Raw genomic sequence first — 17192 nt, 5'->3', positions numbered from 1 at the left:
CCCCCTCCCGTCAGCGACGTTTCTTCGCTCCGCGTTTCGCGTCGCCTGTTCGTTTTTGACCGTCTTGTTTCTTCAGATCAAGCGCCGAACGTCCTTGCGACGATTTCGGCTTCTCGCCTGGCTTACTCGGCTTGCTCGCTTGGCCCGGTTTTCCCGGTTGTCCAGGCTTGCCTGGCTTGCCGCGTTTCGGACGTTTGTCGTCACGGCCGCGTCCACCGCGCTTATCGTCTTTCTTCGGACGACCTTCCGTCGCTTTGATCGTCGTCGGTTGACGACGACGCGTCTGTTCCCGTTTCGGCATGCCGACGACCGTGAAGTCGATCGTGCGCTCGTCTAGGTTGACGGCGTCGACTTTGACCCGGACCGAGTCACCGATCCGGAACTGACGTTTCGTCCGCTCGCCGAGCAACATGAGCTGTGACTCGTCGAAGTGGTAGTAATCATCCATCGTTTGAAGACGGACGAGCCCTTCGATCGTGTTCGGGAGCTCGATGAACATCCCGAAGTTCGTGATGCCGCTGACGACACCGTCGAACTCTTCACCGAGACGTGACTCCATGTACTCGGCTTTCTTGAGCGCTTGCGTCTCCCGTTCAGCGTCGACCGAGCGACGTTCGCGTCTCGACGTCTGTTCGGCGATCGAGCTGAGACGTTCCTCGTACTTGGCGATCGTCTTGTCCGACAAGTCCTGGTTGAAGGCGTACGTCCGCATGAGACGGTGGACGATCAAGTCAGGGTAACGACGGATCGGCGACGTGAAGTGCGTATAGAAGTCGGTCGCAAGACCGAAGTGACCGAGCGAGACATCGTCATACTTCGCCTGTTGCATCGAGCGCAACATGATCGTGCTGATGACCGGCTCTTCCGGCTGCCCTTCGATCGCTTTCAAGATCTTCTGAAGCGTCTTCGGTTCGACTTTTTGGCCTTTGAAGCGTTCGATATGCACGCCGAAGTTGGCGACGAAGTCGAAGAAGAAATCGAGCTTGTCTGATTTCGGGTTATCGTGCACACGGTAGATGAACGGGACGTCCATCTTGTGGAAGTGTTCGGCGACCGTCTCGTTGGCCGCGAGCATGAACTCCTCGATCAACTTCTCGGCGACCGAGCGTGGGCGCAAGACGATATCGGCTGCTTTCCCTTCCGTATCGACGATGACTTTCGCCTCGGCGAAGTCGAAGTTGATGGCACCGCGCGAGTTACGGCGCGAACGGAGCACTTCGGCGAGTTCGGCCATGAGGTCGAATTCACCGATGTACGGCTCGTAGCGTGCGAGCGTCTCCTCGTCGTCACGTTCGATGATCTCACGGACGCTCGTATACGTCATCCGCTCCGTCGTCTTGATGACACTCGGGAACAGCTCGTGACTGACGACTTTCCCGTTTTGCGGCGAGATCTCCATGACACAGCTGAGCGTCAGACGGTTGACGTGCGGGTTGAGCGAACAGATCCCGTTCGACAAGCGGTGCGGCAGCATCGGGATGACGCGGTCGACGAGATATACACTCGTCCCGCGCTCGAACGCCTCGACGTCGAGCGGTGAGCCTTCCTTGACGTAGTGTGACACGTCGGCGATGTGGACACCGAGCTCATAGTTGCCGTTGTTCAGTTTCTTGACGTGGACGGCATCGTCCAAGTCTTTCGCGTCTTCGCCGTCGATCGTGAAGATCGTCTCGTTACGCAGGTCGACACGGCCGATGAAGTCTTTCTCGTCCGCCTCTTCCGGCACGGCGTTCGCCTGGTCGATGACGTCTTCCGGGAACTCCGTCGGGATGCCGTGCTTGTAGACGATCGACAAGATGTCGACGCCAGGGTCGTTCTTATGTCCGATGATACGGACGACGTCACACGCTCCGGCGAAACGTCCATCCGGATACTTCGTGATGCGGACGACGACTTTGTGTCCTTCGACGGCACCGAGCGATTTGTCTGTGTTGACGATCGGCCAGAAGTTGATGCGTTTGTCGTCCGGTTCAATGAAGGCGAACTGGTCGAGGCGACCGCTCGGGAGCGTGTACGTCCCGACAAATTCAGATAGGCCGCGCTTCAATACTTTGAGCAACACGCCTTCCGTCTTGCCGCGGTTGTCCTCGCGTTTTTTGACGAGGATCGTATCGCCGTGATAGACGTCTTTCAATTGGTCCGGTGGCAAGAACACGTCTTCTGTCTCGCCTTCGACCGACAAGAAGCCGAAGCCGCGTTGGTGGATCGAGATGATCCCGGCCGCTTGGCCGAGCACGGCGAGCGTGCCGTAACGGTTCGTCCGCGTCCGGCCGATCAAGCCTTCCGCTTCAAGTTCGTTCAAGGTGCGGATGAGCTCTTTAAAGGCATCCGTCGACTCGAGCGCGAGACGCTCGGTCAATTGGTCTACAGTCAGCGCTTTGTCGCTTGCCTGGATGATTTCTAGTAGTTGGTCACGTAAATTCAACGTGACACCTCCTTTTTCACACTGACCAGTCTAACGTTTCGAGAAAATCGAGCACGTCCTGGTGCAGTTTCTCTTTTTCTTTGTCGAGGGTGATCACGTGTCCCGAATGCTCGTACATGAGCAGTTCTTTTTGGAACGCGTTGATCGCCTCGTAGATCTCGTGTGCAGATTGAGGATCGACCATGCGGTCTTTCGCTCCTTGGATGACGAGCGCCGGTACGAAGATATCTTCGAGCCGAGACGTCGTCTCCTCGACGAACGCACGTAAATCGGTGAGTGTCGGCATCGGTTTGAAGTCCGCCATCTCCCGTTCGATTTGTTCGGTCGATTTGTCTTCCCTTGATTTATATTCTCGGGCGTACGCCTGGACTCCTTTATACAATCGGTCCTCGGCATCGATTTCAGTCGGTGCGCACATCGGCACGACACCTTTGACACTCGCTTCTGAAGCGAGACGGAGCGACATGACGCCGCCGAGCGATAGGCCACAGACGACGATTTCGTCGTAGCCTTTGTCTTTCAACGCCTGGTAGGCGTCTTGGACGTCCTGCCACCAGTCGTTCGGTCCAAATTCGAGCAACTCTTCTGGTGGGACGCCATGTCCCCGGTACTGGGGTCCCATGCACGTGTAGCCTTCTTTTTGTAGGAAACGACCGAGCATGCGGACGTCCGCGCTCGATCCTGTAAAGCCATGCAACATTAACACGGCACGTGGTCCGCCTTCGAAGAAGAACGGTTTCGGTGCACTCACTTTCATCGTCCAAGTCAACTCCTCATACCTTCCATTATTCCCAAAAAATAATGCAAAAAAACAAAAGCTGACCGCCTCACGTAAAAACCGAGAACGATCAGCCTTTCATCATAGTGATGCGACTAGTAATCCTAAAATGAAAAACAATGTGCCTAGTACAGCTGCAGTTCGGTTCAAAACAGCGTCAAAGCCGCGTGCTTTCTGGCGGCCGAACAACTGCTCCGCGCCACCTGCAATCGCCCCAAGACCTTGCGACCGACCTGACATGAGCAGTACGACGACAATCAATAAAACAGCCACGACGAGCAGGCTGATTGTAGCGATCGTTTGCATAATAGTCAGTTCCTCCTTCTTTTTACACGCTTCTTATTATATAGAAGTTGTGATAAAAACGCCAGCTTTCAAATTAACGGGATGGGTAGCTGAACCCTTCCCCAATCACTTCTTTCACTTGGTGGATGACGACGAACGCACGCGGGTCGGTCACTTCGACGATTTTCTTGAGCGGACCGACTTGGCGCTTGTCGACGATCATGTACAACATGTTCTTATCTTGCTTCGAATAATGGCCGTGACCGTGGATGATCGTCGCCGAGCGGCCGAGCGTCTCCGTCAAGACGGCGGCGAGCTCTTCGTGCTTGTCGCTGATGATCGTGACGGCTTTCCGGATGTTCAACCCTTCGGCGACGAGGTCGATGACCCACGAGCCGATGATGATGGCGATGAGCGTATAGAGCACGACTTGTTCCCCGAGGAAAAAGCCCGACGCCCCGACGACGATGACGTCGATGATGAACATCGAGACGGCGACGCTCATGTGGAGATAGCGCTCCATGAGCCGGGCGATGATGACCCCGCCCCCGGTCGTCCCGCCGACGCGGAGCACCATGCCGATGCCGACACCGATCAAGATCCCGGCATAAATCGCCGCGAGCAGTTTATCCTCGGCCGGGCTGCCCCAGTTATGGGTCAAGCTGAGGAAGAACGACGTCGCGACGACGGCGACGACCGAATAGACCATCGTCCGGCGGTCGAGCAACTTATAGCCGACGATGAACAACAGGCCGTTCCCGACGATCGACGTGAAGCCGAGGTCCCAACCGAACAAGTAGTACAAGATGATCGTGACCCCGAGCAGGCCGCCTTCCGAGAAGGCGTTCGGGACGGTGAAGTAGTTGACCCCGAAGGCGAGGATGAACGACCCGGCGATGATCCAGGCGATGTCCTTCAATGAGATCGATTGGAGTTTTTGCCAAACTTGTTGACGCAAAAGATGTTGTTGCTGACGTTTCATAAAAAATCCCCTTTCCATTTTGCATATAAAAAAGACCGCGGCAAAAGCCGCAGTCTTAACGTTGTACTGGCTTTGGCGCACCGTCTTTCATAATCGGCAACTTGCGGTCTGCGACGTTTTCGTAGACGTTCAAGAGTGCCTCTTTTTCCAAATCCCAGTTATATTTCTCACGCGCCGTCTTCGTGTTCTCTTTGACACGGGCGTAAAGTTCTTGATCTTCGAGCAGGCGGTTGACGCCCTCCGCAATCGATTGTGGATCGTGTGAGTCGACGACGACACCGACGTCGTTGCCGGCGACGACACGTTCGATCTCAGGGAAGTCACACGACACGACCGGCACTTCGGCCATCAAGTATTCGAACAGCTTGTTCGATGACGCCGAGTAGTGGTTGAAGCAGACGTTGTTCAAGACCTGGAAACCGAGATATGCGTTCATCGTGTAGTACGGTAACGCCTCGACCGGTACTTTATCAATCATCTTGACGCGGTCACTGACGCCTTCGTCCTCGATCATCTGTTTGATGACCGGCTTCAGTTTCCCGTCGCCGATCATGACGAGCGTGCCTTCTTTAAAGTCTTTCGCCGCCAAGACGAGTTGTTCGAGACCGCGTCCCGCTTGGACGCCGCCTTGATAGAGCAAGATCTTCTCGTCTTTTGGCAAATCGAGCAAGGCGTGCAAGTCTTTCCGGAGCAAGAAGTCGAGCGGACGGTAGAACGGATAGTTATGGAGCACGTACGGATAGAAACCGTACAACTCTTCGTTGTGCGCCGCACGCGTATGGTTCTCGACCATCATCGAATCGACGTATGGCAACAACCAGCCTTCGAGGTTACTTTGGATGTAGCCGTAACCGGTCCGGTCGGTCTGGACCTCATGCGAGTCGTAGACGATCTTGCCTTTATTGACGAGTTTGCCGGCGATCAACGCCTGCGGCAATGTGTTCAAGTCGTTCGCGTGATAGAAGTCGTACGACTTCTTCGTCGAGGCGAACACCATCTCGAGCATCGCGCTCGCGTTGACGATGTTTTTACGGACCGGCGGGAGCAAAATCGCACCCGCTGCCGCGCCGAGACCGAGCATCGTCAGTGGCGCGAGGATGACTAATCCCGCCCCGACGAGACCGGCCCCGAGTTGGCGCGTCTTCTTCTCCGACACCCACGTCCGGACTGATTTCAACGCCTTCATCCCGTTGACGAGAATCGACGGTTGACGTTTCACACGGATGACGCGGAAACCTTCTGGGCGCATCTCTTCGGCCGGGAGTGCTTTATTTTTAGGGTCTTGCAAGGCGATCAAGTCGACCTCGTACCCCGCCTCGGCGAGCGCCGAGCATTCGCGAAGGACACGGGCGTCATTCGTAAAGTGGTTCCAAACAAACATACATACCTTCATCGTTGTTCCTCCATCAATAACTTTTCGATCACGTCGTCGAGGACGTGTATATTATTTTCCCAGCACAGGTTGTCTTTCACGTAACGGATGCCGTTCGCCCCGAACTTGTCGCGCAGGTCCGGGCGATCGAGCAATGTCCGGAGTGACTGTTCAATCTCATCGATATCACGCTTCCGTGACACGTAGCCGACTTCCGCCGCTTCGATGACATTCGCCGCATGGCCTGACACCGCCGCGACGATCGGTTTGCCGACCGCCATATAATCAATCAGTTTACCCGGGATGACCGTGTCGAACACGTCTTGGTCGATCAGGCTGACGAACGCGACGTCGGCATTTTTGATCGCTTGGAACGCCTCCGTCCGTGGCATCGCCTCGAGGAAGAGGAAGTTCTTGAACCCGCGGGCTTTAATCGTTTTTTTCAATTCGTTCTTCCGATAACCGTAACCGATCAGCTTGAAGTGGACGCGTGGCTCGTCGCGGAACCGCTCCGCGAGTTCAAGCAACAGCGACACGTCCTGGGCGAGCCCCATGTTGCCGGCGTATAAAATCTCCATCCGGTCGTCTTCGGGAACGGTCCGCTCCAAGTTGCGCTCGCTCACACGGATCGAGTTCGGCATATAGTGGATCATGCCGTTATCGACACCGCGTTGGCGCAAATAGCTGCGGAAGCCTTCCGAGTTGATGATGATCGCATCGGCCGACTTGTAGAGCCGCTTCTCGAACCAAAACGCGGGCGTGAGCATCCAGTCGTACTTGAACACACCGACACCTTTGACCGACTCCGGCCACAGGTCACGGACGTCGAGTACGAACGGGACGACATGTTTTCGCTTCGCATACACCCCGACGAACGCCATAAAAAAAGACGGGGTCGTCGCGAAGACGACATCCGGTTTCGTATCGAGTGCTCTGACGGCGGCGACACCTTTGATCATCTGTTCGAGGAACAAGGCGAGCCGGCTCAACATGTTCGACGTATGCTTGCGCTGTTTCGTGATCAACCGCTTGATGAACGGTTGGTTGTTCAGCTCCACGTCGTTCCAGAACCGGTCGTCTTTATACAAGTTGAAGTTCGGATACGACGGCGCGGCCGTGATGACCTCGACTTCGTAGCCGCGTTCTTTCATGAGATGCGTAATATTTTGCATCCGGTTGCCGGCGCTGCCGATCTCCGGATAATAGTTTTGACACACCATTAACATTGTTTTCAAAAATAACACACCTTACTGTTGTTCGAGTTCGTCCACGAACCGTTTTAACAGCTCATGGACGTTGGCTTTTAAATCTGGGTCGCGAAGCGCGTAGGCAATCGTCGCTTCGATGAAGCCGATCGGTTCCCCGACGTCATAGCGACGGCCGTCAAATTCATAGGCGAACACCGTCTGCGCCTCGTTCAAGCGCGCGATGGCGTCCGTCAATTGAATCTCGCCCCCGGTACCGATTTCTTGGGCCGATAACGCCTCAAAGACGTCAGGCGTCAAAATGTAGCGACCGAGGATGGCGAGGTTCGAGGGTGCTTCCCCGGCGGGCGGTTTCTCAACGAACGTCCGCACCGGGATCAGCTTCCCTTCGACGGCAAGCGGGTCAATTATACCATATCGATTCGTCATTTCATACGGGACACGTTGGACCCCGATGATTGAGCGTTCATGTATCTCGTACTGCTCGATGAGCTGGCGTGTCGCCGGCACTTCCGCCTCGATGATATCATCGCCCAAAAGGACGGCGAACGGTTCGTCGCCAATGAACTTGCGGGCACACCAAATCGCGTGGCCGAGTCCTTTCGGCTCCTGTTGGCGTATGTAGTGGATGTTGGCGAGGTTTGACGAGTGGCGGACCGACTCGAGCAGCTCGGTCTTCCCTTTCGACTCGAGGTTTTGTTCGAGCTCGATGGCCCGGTCAAAATGGTCCTCGATGGCACGTTTGTTCTTCCCGGTCACGATGATGATGTCCTCGATCCCTGAGGCGACCGCCTCCTCGACGATGAACTGGATCGTCGGCTTGTTGACGATCGGGAGCATCTCTTTTGGCATCGCCTTCGTCGCCGGCAAGAAGCGCGTGCCGAGACCAGCGGCTGGGATGATGGCTTTGCGTACACGTTTCATGGACCTATCCCCTTTTATCATTATGTAGATGATTATACCCAAAAATCCGACTTTCACGCACGCTCAAAACGGCCGTGACACATGTCACGACCATTTTCAATCGTCCATACGTGTGTACAAGCCACCCGGCGCCGCCGCTGTTGTCTGCAGGCAATCTAGCAGTGCCGCTCGGACGGTGTCACTTGGAACATAAATTCGTCTCGTTGTTACTCGCATCCAACGCTTAAATAACCGGTCCGAGTTGACGTCAACGGAATCAGACGGTGGGCGACTCCTTGGGGAGAGTGATGCAAGGATGACCCCGTAAAGCGCGAAGGCGCTGCGGAGGCATCCGCATCACCCCAGGAAAGCGTCCCACCGTCGGATGAAGTGTCGACAACAAAAAACAGGCCCGCCATAAGGCGGACCTGAAACAATCAATCAATTATTTTTTGAGGTTGTAGAACGACTTGATGCCGTCGTATTTCGCTACATCGCCGAGCATGTCTTCGATGCGGAGAAGTTGGTTGTACTTCGCGATACGGTCTGTACGCGAGAGTGAACCAGTTTTGATTTGGCCAGCGTTTGTCGCAACTGCGATATCAGCGATTGTCGCATCTTCTGTTTCACCAGAACGGTGCGAGATAACTGCTGTGTAGCCAGCTTTTTTAGCCATTTCGATCGCGTCGAATGTTTCTGTGAGCGTACCGATTTGGTTAACTTTGATGAGGATCGAGTTCGAGATGCCTTTTTCGATACCTTCAGCAAGTTTCTCAGTGTTCGTTACGAAGAGGTCATCCCCAACGAGCTGAACTTTGTGACCGATTTTGTCAGTAAGCAATTTGAAGCCGTCCCAGTCGTTTTCGTCGCAACCGTCTTCGATTGAGATGATTGGGTACTTGTCAACGAGCTCAGCGTAGAAGTCTACGAGCTCAGCAGTTGTCATTGACTTGCCTTCGCCAGCGAGTTCGTACTTGCCAGTCGACTTGTCGTAGAACTCAGACGATGCAACGTCCATTGCGAGGTAGATGTCTTCGCCAGCTTTGTAACCAGCTTTTTCGATCGCTTCAAGGATAACTGTGATCGCTTCTTCGTTCGACTTAAGGTTTGGTGCGAAACCACCTTCGTCACCGACAGCTGTGTTAAGACCCATACCAGAAAGAACTGATTTGAGGGCGTGGAATACTTCTGCACCCATGCGGAGCGCTTCGCGGAACGTTGGCGCGCCTACAGGCATGATCATGAACTCTTGGAAGTCAACGTTGTTGTCAGCGTGCGAACCACCGTTGATGATGTTCATCATTGGAGTTGGAAGCGTCTTCGCGTTGAATCCACCGAGGTACGTGTAAAGTGGAAGGCCGAGCTCGTCTGCTGCTGCGTGTGCTGCTGCCATTGAGACACCGAGGATCGCGTTTGCGCCGAGTTTACCTTTGTTTTTCGTACCGTCGAGCTCGATCATTTTCGCATCGAGTGCGTTTTGGTCGAAGACATCGTAGCCGATGAGTTCAGGTGCGATTGTGTCGTTTACGTTAGCAACGGCTTTGAGTACGCCTTTACCAAGGTAACGTGACTTGTCGCCATCGCGAAGCTCTACTGCTTCGTGCTCACCAGTTGATGCGCCTGATGGGACGAGGGCACGACCGAAGCCGCCGTCTTCTGTGAATACTTCTACTTCGATTGTTGGGTTACCGCGTGAATCCAAAATTTCGCGTGCGTAAATTTCTGTGATCATTGACATAAAAATCGCTCCTTTTTGTTTGGAAAATGTAGTTTACTTCTTAACGATTGACGTACCGGTCATTTCAGCCGGTTGCTCTCCTCCGAGGAGGTGTAAGAGCGTCGGCGCGAGGTCGCAAAGCGAACCTTTCATAACTGGTTTCAGTTCAACGCCTGGCTTCGTGACGATACACGGTACAGGTTCTGTCGTATGGGCCGTCATCGGTGAGCCGTCCGGGTTCGTGACGAGGTCAGCGTTCCCGTGGTCCGCCGTGATGATCGCCGCGCCGCCTTTGGCGAGTAGTGCGTCCACTACTTTACCGAGGCATTCGTCGACGACTTCGACCGCTTTTTTCGTCGGTTCAAGCATACCGGAATGGCCGACCATGTCCGGGTTCGCGTAGTTGATGATATACGCGTCGTACGTGTCTGATTCGATGCGCTCGAGAAGACCTTCTGTGAGCTCGTATGCGCTCATTTCCGGTTTCAAGTCGTACGTCGCTACTTTCGGCGACGGGACGAGGAAGCGATCTTCACCTTCGAACGGTGTTTCTTGTTGTCCGTTCAAGAAGAACGTGACGTGCGGGTATTTCTCAGTTTCCGCGGCGCGGAGCTGTTTGTACCCTTGCGCGGCGAGCGTTTCGCCGAGCGTGTTTTTCAAATCTTCCGGCGGGAAGACGATATCCGTATCGATCTCATCCGAGAATTTCGTCATCGAGACGAGCAAGACGTTCTCCGGATGCGCGCTCGAGAGCTCGAACCCTTTGAAGCCTGTCTTCTCTTTGAACACTTTCGCGAGTTCGATCGCCCGGTCCGGACGGAAGTTGAAGAACATGATCGCGTCGTTGTCTTTGATCGTCGCGACCGGTTGACCGTCTTTCTCGATGACCGTCGGCAAGACGAACTCATCTGTCAAACCGTCTGCGTACGACTTGTTGAGCACGTCGACCGCATTCGTTCCGACTTCGCCTTTCGCGTTGACGAGGACGTCGTAAACTTTTACGACGCGTTCCCAACGGTTGTCGCGGTCCATGGCATAGTAACGTCCAGACACGCTAGCGACTTGACCGACACCGAGTTCAGCGAGCTTCGCTTCCGTCTGTTCGAGGAAGCTTGCACCTGATTTCGGATCACAGTCACGGCCGTCCGTGAAAGCGTGAATGAATACTTTTTCAATGCCGTGGAGTTTCGCGAACTCGACGATGGCGAACATGTGCTGGATGTGGGAATGGATCCCACCGTCTGAGACGAGCCCCATGATGTGGAGGCTTGAATCATACTTCTTCACATGTCCCGCCAAATGGTTCATCGCTTGACGGTCGAAGAGCGACCGGTCTTTGATGGCGTTGTTGACGCGTGAAAGTGACTGATAGACGACCCGGCCGGCACCGATGTTCAAGTGACCGACTTCCGAGTTGCCCATCTGACCTTCCGGGAGACCGACGTACTCACCTTGCGCATTTAACAGCGTGTGTGGATACGTCTCCCAGTAACGGTCGAAGTTCGGTTTGTTCGCCGCAGCGACCGCGTTACCGAACGTTTCGTTCCGCATACCGAAACCATCTAAGATGATAAGGGCGACAGGTCTTGCCATTTAAATCGCCTCCAACAACTTGAGGAACGAAGCAGCTTCGAGTGAGGCACCGCCGACGAGTGCGCCGTCGATGTCTTCTTGAGCCATATACTCCTTGATGTTCTCAGGTTTGACTGAACCGCCGTATTGGATGCGAACCGCAGCCGCCACGTCTTCACCGTAAAGGCCTTTTACAACGTCGCGAACGTATTTGCATGAGCTTTGCGCGTCTGCTTCGTCCGCTGATTTGCCAGTACCGATTGCCCAAACTGGCTCGTACGCGATGACGAGTTGTTTGACTTGGTCAGCTGAAAGATCGGCGAGGCCACCTTCGACTTGCGTCTTGATGACTTCTTCGAACTTGCCGCCTTCGCGCTCGTCAAGTGTTTCACCGACACAAACGATTGGCGTAAGACCGTGTTCGAACGCTTTTTTCGTTTTGCTGTTGATGAACGCATCTGACTCGCCGAAGTATTCACGGCGCTCCGAGTGTCCAAGGATGACGTAAGTGACGCCGAGGTTGGCGATCATCGCCGGGCTCGTTTCACCTGTGTATGCCCCGCTGTCTTTGTCGTACATGTTTTGCGCACTAAGCTTTAAGTTCGATCCTTTAGCCGCTTCTACCATTGGGGCTAAGAATACTGCTGGTGCACCAATCGCCGCGTCAACTTTGTCCGTTGACGGGATATTGTTTTTAACTTCCTCTACGAAAGCGACCGCTTCCGAGAGAGTTTTATTCATTTTCCAGTTACCTGCAATAATCGGTTTACGCATCGATAATCCTCCTCAGTTTTACTTGTCGTTCAACGCTTCGACGCCTGGAAGTTTCTTGCCTTCCATGAATTCGAGTGAAGCGCCGCCACCAGTTGAGATGTGACTCATCTTGTCAGCAAGGCCGAACTTGGCTGCTGCCGCGGCTGAGTCGCCACCACCGATGATTGAATACGCGTCGCTGTCTGCGAGTGCTTGAGCGACACCTTTCGTTCCGTTAGCGTATTTATCGAGTTCGAATACGCCCATCGGTCCGTTCCAAACGACAAGTTTCGATTCGCGAATCGCTTCCGCGTAAATTTCGACCGTCTTCGGTCCGATGTCGAGACCCATGTGATCCGCAGGGATCGAGTCGATATCGACTGGTCCGACGTATGTTTCTTCGCCGAATTCTTTCGCAATCACAGCGTCGACCGGCAACAAGAACTTCACGCCTTTATCTTCTGCTTTTTTCATGAACTCACGAGCGAGGTCGAGCTTGTCTTCTTCAAGGAGTGACGTTCCGACTTCGTTCCCGAGTGCTTTCGAGAACGTGTACGAGAGTCCGCCACCGATAATGAGCGTGTCAACGATGTCGAGAAGGTGGTCGATGACCCCGATCTTGTCAGCAACTTTCGAACCGCCGATGATAGCCGTGAACGGGCGATCCGGGTTCGAGAGCGCTTTGCCGAGCACTTCAAGTTCTTTCTCCATCAATAAACCAGCAACCGCCGTGTCGACGTTTTGCGCGATCCCTTCCGTCGAGGCATGGGCACGGTGAGCCGCACCGAACGCGTCGTTGACGAAGACGTCAGCGAGCGCCGCAAAGCCTTTAGCGAGTTCTGGATCATTTTTCGTTTCACCAGGGTAGAAACGGACGTTTTCGAGAACGACGACGTCACCTTCACCAAGTTTTGAAACGGCTTCTTCTGCAACTGGACCGTACGCTTCTTCAGCGAGCGGGACGTCTTTGCCGAGTAGTTCACCTAGACGTTTTGCAACCGGTGCGAGCGAGTATTTTTCGTTCTTCTCGCCACCTGGACGGCCGAGGTGGCTCGCCAAAATGACTTTCGCGCCGCCGTCGATCAAATGCTTGATCGTCGGAATAGCTGCTTGGATCCGCGTCTCGTCTTGAATGACGCCATCTTTAGTTGGAACGTTGAAGTCAACGCGGCAAAAGACGCGCTTCCCTTTTACATCGATGTCACGAATAGACTTTTTGTTCATAAACTTCGCCTCCATATGTCGTGCGTTTAAATTTCATAAATAGAGCGGAGAACAATCTCTTGTTTCCGCTCCTATTTGGTTCTATTTAGTTCACGAACTTACTTCGCGATTTCAGCAAAGTGCTTGAGTGTGCGAACCAATTGTGCAGTGTATGACATTTCGTTGTCGTACCAAGAAACTGTTTTAACGAGTTGCTTGTCGCCGACTGTCATGACTTTCGTTTGTGTCGCATCGAAGAGTGAACCGTAAGTGATTCCGACGATGTCAGAAGATACGATTTCGTCTTCAGTGTAACCGAATGACTCGTTCGAAGCTTGTTTCATTGCTGCGTTGATTTCGTCAACAGAAACTTTTTTCTCGAGAACTGTTACGAGCTCAGTCAATGAACCAGTTGCGACTGGTACACGTTGTGCTGAACCGTCAAGTTTACCTTTGAGTGCTGGAAGAACAAGACCGATCGCTTTAGCCGCACCAGTTGTGTTCGGTACGATGTTCACTGCTGCCGCACGTGCACGACGGAAGTCGCCTTTAGGGTGTGGAGCGTCGAGCGTGTTTTGGTCGCCAGTGTAAGCGTGGATCGTCGTCATGAGGCCTTCAACGATACCGTATTTGTCGTTAAGAACTTGTGCCATTGGCGCCAAGCAGTTCGTTGTACATGAAGCACACGATACGACTGTTTCTGAACCGTCAAGAATGTCGTGGTTAACGTTGTAAACGACTGTCTTCATGTCGCCTGTACCTGGTGCCGAGATGACAACTTTTTTCGCGCCAGCTTTTAAGTGAAGCTCCGCTTTTTCTTTGTCTGTGAAGAATCCAGTACATTCGAGAACGATGTCAACACCGAGCTCGCCCCATGGAAGTTCTTCTGGGTTGCGGTTAGCAAGTGTAACGACTTTCTCGCCGTTTACGAGGAAGTGACCGTCGTGTACTTCAACTTCTCCGTCGAAACGACCTTGTGTCGTGTCATATTTGAGAAGGTGAGCAAGCATCTTCGTGTCAGTCAAGTCGTTGATTGCAACAACCTCGACGCCTTCACTCTTCAAGATCTCGCGGAATGCCAAGCGACCAATACGTCCAAAACCGTTAATACCAACTTTTACTGTCATAGTTAATTTCCTCCTTAGGGTAGAAGCTATTTATTAGAAGAGCCAACGGGGGTCAACTCTTTAATAACGAGTTAATAATTCTGTGGCCGCACCTTCGTCTGTGACGAGGATGATGTTCGGCCTATGTTTCGCATATGCGGCAATCGCTTGTGCCTTTGACTTTCCTCCGGCGACGGCGATGACGGTGTCCATGTCGTCGAGCTCCTCTAATTGGATGCCGACCGTCTTGACCCGATGAACGATTTCGCCTTCTGCGTTGAAATAATATCCGAACGCTTCGGCGACGGCTTCGTGCCGTTCGATCATCCGCAAATGCTCCGGTGTGGCGTGACGACGTTTTGCCATCGTTTCGGCCTCACCAATTCCATGTACCACTATTCGAGCCGCTCTAATCATTTCCAGCACATTTTTTATGCTTGGTTCCTCCACCATCCGTTCAAACGTCTTTTGTGAAACCTCATCCGGAATGTGGAGTAAATGATAGTCGGCATGGGCCCGGTCCGCCATTCGAGAACAGACGGTGTTCGCCTGTAACTCGAGCGTTTCGCCGAGTCCGCCGCGTGCCGGCACGAAATGCATCGGTCGTTCTTTTTTATCGGGCGACATCATTGCCGCAACCGATGCCATCGTCGTCCCGCCTGTGACCGCGATGATATTGTCGTCAGGTGCCAGTCGCGCTTTTAGTTGCGTGACGGCGGCCCGACCGATATCTCGCTGGACCCAGAACGTCTCGTCCGAATCTCCCGGTACGATGACGACTTGGCGAACGCCTAGTTTTTGCTCGAGAACTCGTGCGATTTGTGAAATCCCTAGGATTTCTCCCATGACCTCGTGCAAGTCTCTGAGAACGTTTCGGCCCGATTCTGTAAGTGAGATCCCTTGGGTCGCGACTGTGAGAAGACCTTGGTCTTTCAAAAAGTCGACTTCTCGTCTTAAGATTCGTTCCGTCAGCCCGAGGCTAGTGGCCAACGTCCGGCGGCCGATTGGCTGCATGAGCCGGACATAATGTAAGATGTCATAACGATGTCGGAGCGTGTCGAGCAGGTCAGGGACGATTTGCTTCTGAACTTGAATCAGTTGCTGGATCATGCTCATTCCCCCTCGACTTAAAGTGTGGACAAAAATTGTCCCACTTTTATTTTTACGTCCCACCGCTACGAGTTCATCTTACCAATCACCTTACCGTCTGGCAACCCCTTCAAACGTTTTTTTTCGATGTAAGCGTATACTTAACAAATTCTTCAACTTTCTCGTCATCGTATCGCCCTTGACTAATAAGGGTTCCTTCATGTAGAACGACGGGAATCTCAAATAAATATTTTTCTTCAAGCAACGCGTCGCCCGTGATGTCGATTTGCTCGAGCTCGAACGGATAATCTTCCTGTAGCCATTCGAGCATGACGAGCGCCTCCTCACAGAGCGAGCAGTTCTCCCGGCGATATAACGTCAGTACCATGTCACGTCTCCCCTTTCCATAACTGTCGTTCCCGCTCCCGCGAGTTGCCAAAACCTAGCGCCTCGCGATAATTCGCGACCGTCCGCCGCGTCACGGTGTAGCCGATCCGGGCCAGCTCATCGGTGAGCGCCTGGTCGCTCAAAGGCGCCGTCTCTTGTTGGATCAGCTCGGCGAGCGCCCGTTTAATCATGAACGGGGCTTGGCCGTGGTACGTGGCGCGGACGAAGAAGTGACGCCACTCCATCACGCCGCCCGCGGTCTTGGCGTACTTGCCTTGAATCGCGCGGCCAACCGTCGACTCATGCTTGCCGATCTCGATGGCGACTTCTTTTCGTGTGAGCGGATGCAGGACGAGTTGACCGCGGAGCCAGTCCGCCTGGCGTCGCTCGATGACGGCCCACACAGAGCGGAGCGTCTCTGCGCGCATCGCGAGCGTCTCTTGCCACCACTTCGCCTCCCGGTCCGAACCGACGTCCAAGTCAATCATCGGACTGAACCACGTCGTGATGAGTTCCCCGTCTTGAACGACGACCTCGAGTTCGGGTAGAATATGCTCGGTTTCTTCATATAATATGGGTGTCCTCGGGAGCGTGGCGACGATTCGGCTGATTCGCTCGTATTCGTCGGTCGTCATCCCGAGCCTGTCCGCTACATGCTCGACCTTTGCGTCAAGCGCCTCGAACACGTCGAGCACGTGTGGATCGTCATGCTCGATCGCGTGACGGTATTGGCAGTCATGTTCTGAAGCCGCACCGATCCCGGTCGGCTCTAAAAATAACAGTGCGCGCCGGGCCAAATCGACGTCCGCCATCTCAACACCGAATCGCTTCGCGAGGACGGCATCGGTCTCCGGAAGTAGACCGCGATGGTCGAGCGCCATGACGAGTTGTTTTTGAAGCTGCTTTTGGGCCTCGGTCCCGCTTACTTCGTCAATCTGTTCAAATAGCCGTGCTTCAAAACCGCCCGCCGCCTCCGCAATCCATTCGACCGTACCGCCCGTTGTGACGTGCGTGTTTCGTTTAGCCAACCGGACGAGCTGCCACTCGAGCGCGACCCGGTCCGCCTCAAGAACCGGCAGACGCCGGACCATGTCTTGTGTCAGCTGAAGCTTCTGCAGTTGACGCTGTTCTTGCCGTTGCATCGGTCACACCCCTCTCACTTCTAATTGTAACGAATGGTCGCCGAACGCGCTTGCAAAAAAAGACATAACAACAGGATTGCTTTTTCAAAAAAACAATTGTATAATAAATCGTGTCAGAGAACATGCACCCGTAGCTCAGGGGATAGAGCACTGGTTTCCGGTGCCAGGTGTCGGGAGTTCAAATCTCTCCGGGTGTATCTACTTATTAAGACGAAGGCAAATTGCCTTCGTCTTTTTTTGTTTTATTACCAATAAAAATCCATCGTATATCAT

Annotated in this window: 15 protein-coding genes and 1 tRNA gene; 1 reads left to right on the top strand and 15 read right to left on the bottom strand. The window is 53.8% G+C overall.

Going from position 1 to position 17192, the window contains the following annotated elements; translation table 11 throughout:
- Positions 1-10 precede the first annotated feature (10 nt).
- The 15 genes from rnr to EVJ30_RS08735 all read right to left on the bottom strand — a co-directional run bounded on the left by rnr (position 11) and on the right by EVJ30_RS08735 (position 16919).
- Positions 11-2425 carry a ribonuclease R gene (rnr, locus tag EVJ30_RS08805; RefSeq protein WP_131455861.1) on the bottom strand — a complete coding sequence of 805 codons (2415 nt, stop codon included), beginning with the start codon at positions 2423-2425 and terminating at the stop codon, positions 11-13.
- Positions 2426-2441: 16 nt separating this feature from the next.
- Complete coding sequence (locus EVJ30_RS08800; RefSeq protein ID WP_070328793.1) at positions 2442-3182, bottom strand: alpha/beta hydrolase; 741 nt, start codon at positions 3180-3182, stop codon at positions 2442-2444.
- A 102-nt stretch (positions 3183-3284) separates the two neighbouring features.
- Positions 3285-3509: a preprotein translocase subunit SecG gene (gene secG, locus EVJ30_RS08795; protein ID WP_012726902.1), complete on the bottom strand. Its 225-nt coding sequence runs from the start codon at positions 3507-3509 to the stop codon at positions 3285-3287.
- 73 nt (positions 3510-3582) lie between these two features.
- Positions 3583-4470 (bottom strand): YitT family protein, encoded by an 888-nt coding sequence (locus EVJ30_RS08790; RefSeq protein ID WP_236636067.1) that lies wholly within the window; start codon positions 4468-4470, stop codon positions 3583-3585.
- Positions 4471-4525: 55 nt separating this feature from the next.
- Entirely contained in the window at positions 4526-5863 is a 1338-nt protein-coding gene (locus tag EVJ30_RS08785) for a glycosyltransferase (RefSeq protein ID WP_201739071.1), read from the bottom strand.
- Positions 5860-7068, bottom strand: a complete 1209-nt coding sequence (locus EVJ30_RS08780; RefSeq protein WP_236636069.1) for a glycosyltransferase family 4 protein — start codon at positions 7066-7068, stop codon at positions 5860-5862. The genes EVJ30_RS08785 and EVJ30_RS08780 overlap by 4 nt, the downstream gene beginning before the upstream one ends.
- 21 nt (positions 7069-7089) lie before the next feature.
- Complete coding sequence (gene galU / locus EVJ30_RS08775; RefSeq protein WP_131468796.1) at positions 7090-7971, bottom strand: UTP--glucose-1-phosphate uridylyltransferase GalU; 882 nt, start codon at positions 7969-7971, stop codon at positions 7090-7092.
- Between the two features lie 424 nt (positions 7972-8395).
- On the bottom strand, positions 8396-9688 hold the full coding sequence (gene eno, locus EVJ30_RS08770) for a phosphopyruvate hydratase (protein WP_131455853.1): 1293 nt from the start codon (positions 9686-9688) through the stop codon (positions 8396-8398).
- A 33-nt stretch (positions 9689-9721) separates the two neighbouring features.
- Positions 9722-11260 (bottom strand): 2,3-bisphosphoglycerate-independent phosphoglycerate mutase, encoded by a 1539-nt coding sequence (gpmI, locus tag EVJ30_RS08765; RefSeq protein WP_070328704.1) that lies wholly within the window; start codon positions 11258-11260, stop codon positions 9722-9724.
- On the bottom strand, positions 11261-12013 hold the full coding sequence (gene tpiA / locus EVJ30_RS08760) for a triose-phosphate isomerase (RefSeq protein ID WP_070328703.1): 753 nt from the start codon (positions 12011-12013) through the stop codon (positions 11261-11263). It lies immediately after the preceding gene.
- Positions 12014-12031: 18 nt separating this feature from the next.
- Positions 12032-13216, bottom strand: coding sequence for a phosphoglycerate kinase (locus tag EVJ30_RS08755; protein WP_070328702.1), 1185 nt, complete (start codon positions 13214-13216; stop codon positions 12032-12034).
- Positions 13217-13314: 98 nt separating this feature from the next.
- A complete protein-coding gene (gap, locus tag EVJ30_RS08750; RefSeq protein WP_131455851.1) occupies positions 13315-14322 on the bottom strand; it encodes a type I glyceraldehyde-3-phosphate dehydrogenase in 1008 nt (335 codons plus the stop codon).
- Positions 14323-14382: 60 nt separating this feature from the next.
- Entirely contained in the window at positions 14383-15408 is a 1026-nt protein-coding gene (locus EVJ30_RS08745; RefSeq protein ID WP_201738329.1) for a sugar-binding transcriptional regulator, read from the bottom strand.
- 112 nt (positions 15409-15520) lie between these two features.
- Entirely contained in the window at positions 15521-15778 is a 258-nt protein-coding gene (locus EVJ30_RS08740) for a glutaredoxin family protein (protein ID WP_131455847.1), read from the bottom strand.
- Position 15779: 1 nt separating this feature from the next.
- Positions 15780-16919 (bottom strand): RNA polymerase factor sigma-54, encoded by a 1140-nt coding sequence (locus EVJ30_RS08735; RefSeq protein WP_131468794.1) that lies wholly within the window; start codon positions 16917-16919, stop codon positions 15780-15782.
- Positions 16920-17043: 124 nt separating this feature from the next.
- Between EVJ30_RS08735 and EVJ30_RS08730 the strand changes: the two genes are divergently transcribed.
- Positions 17044-17116: transfer RNA gene (locus tag EVJ30_RS08730), tRNA-Arg, on the top strand.
- The last annotated feature ends 76 nt before the right edge of the window (positions 17117-17192 follow it).

This window comes from Exiguobacterium sp. SH5S13 (assembly GCF_004337085.1).
Taxonomy (GTDB): domain Bacteria; phylum Bacillota; class Bacilli; order Exiguobacteriales; family Exiguobacteriaceae; genus Exiguobacterium; species Exiguobacterium aurantiacum_A.
Note: the sequence above shows the minus strand (reverse complement) of the source record. Positions and strands in the feature narration are given on the sequence as shown.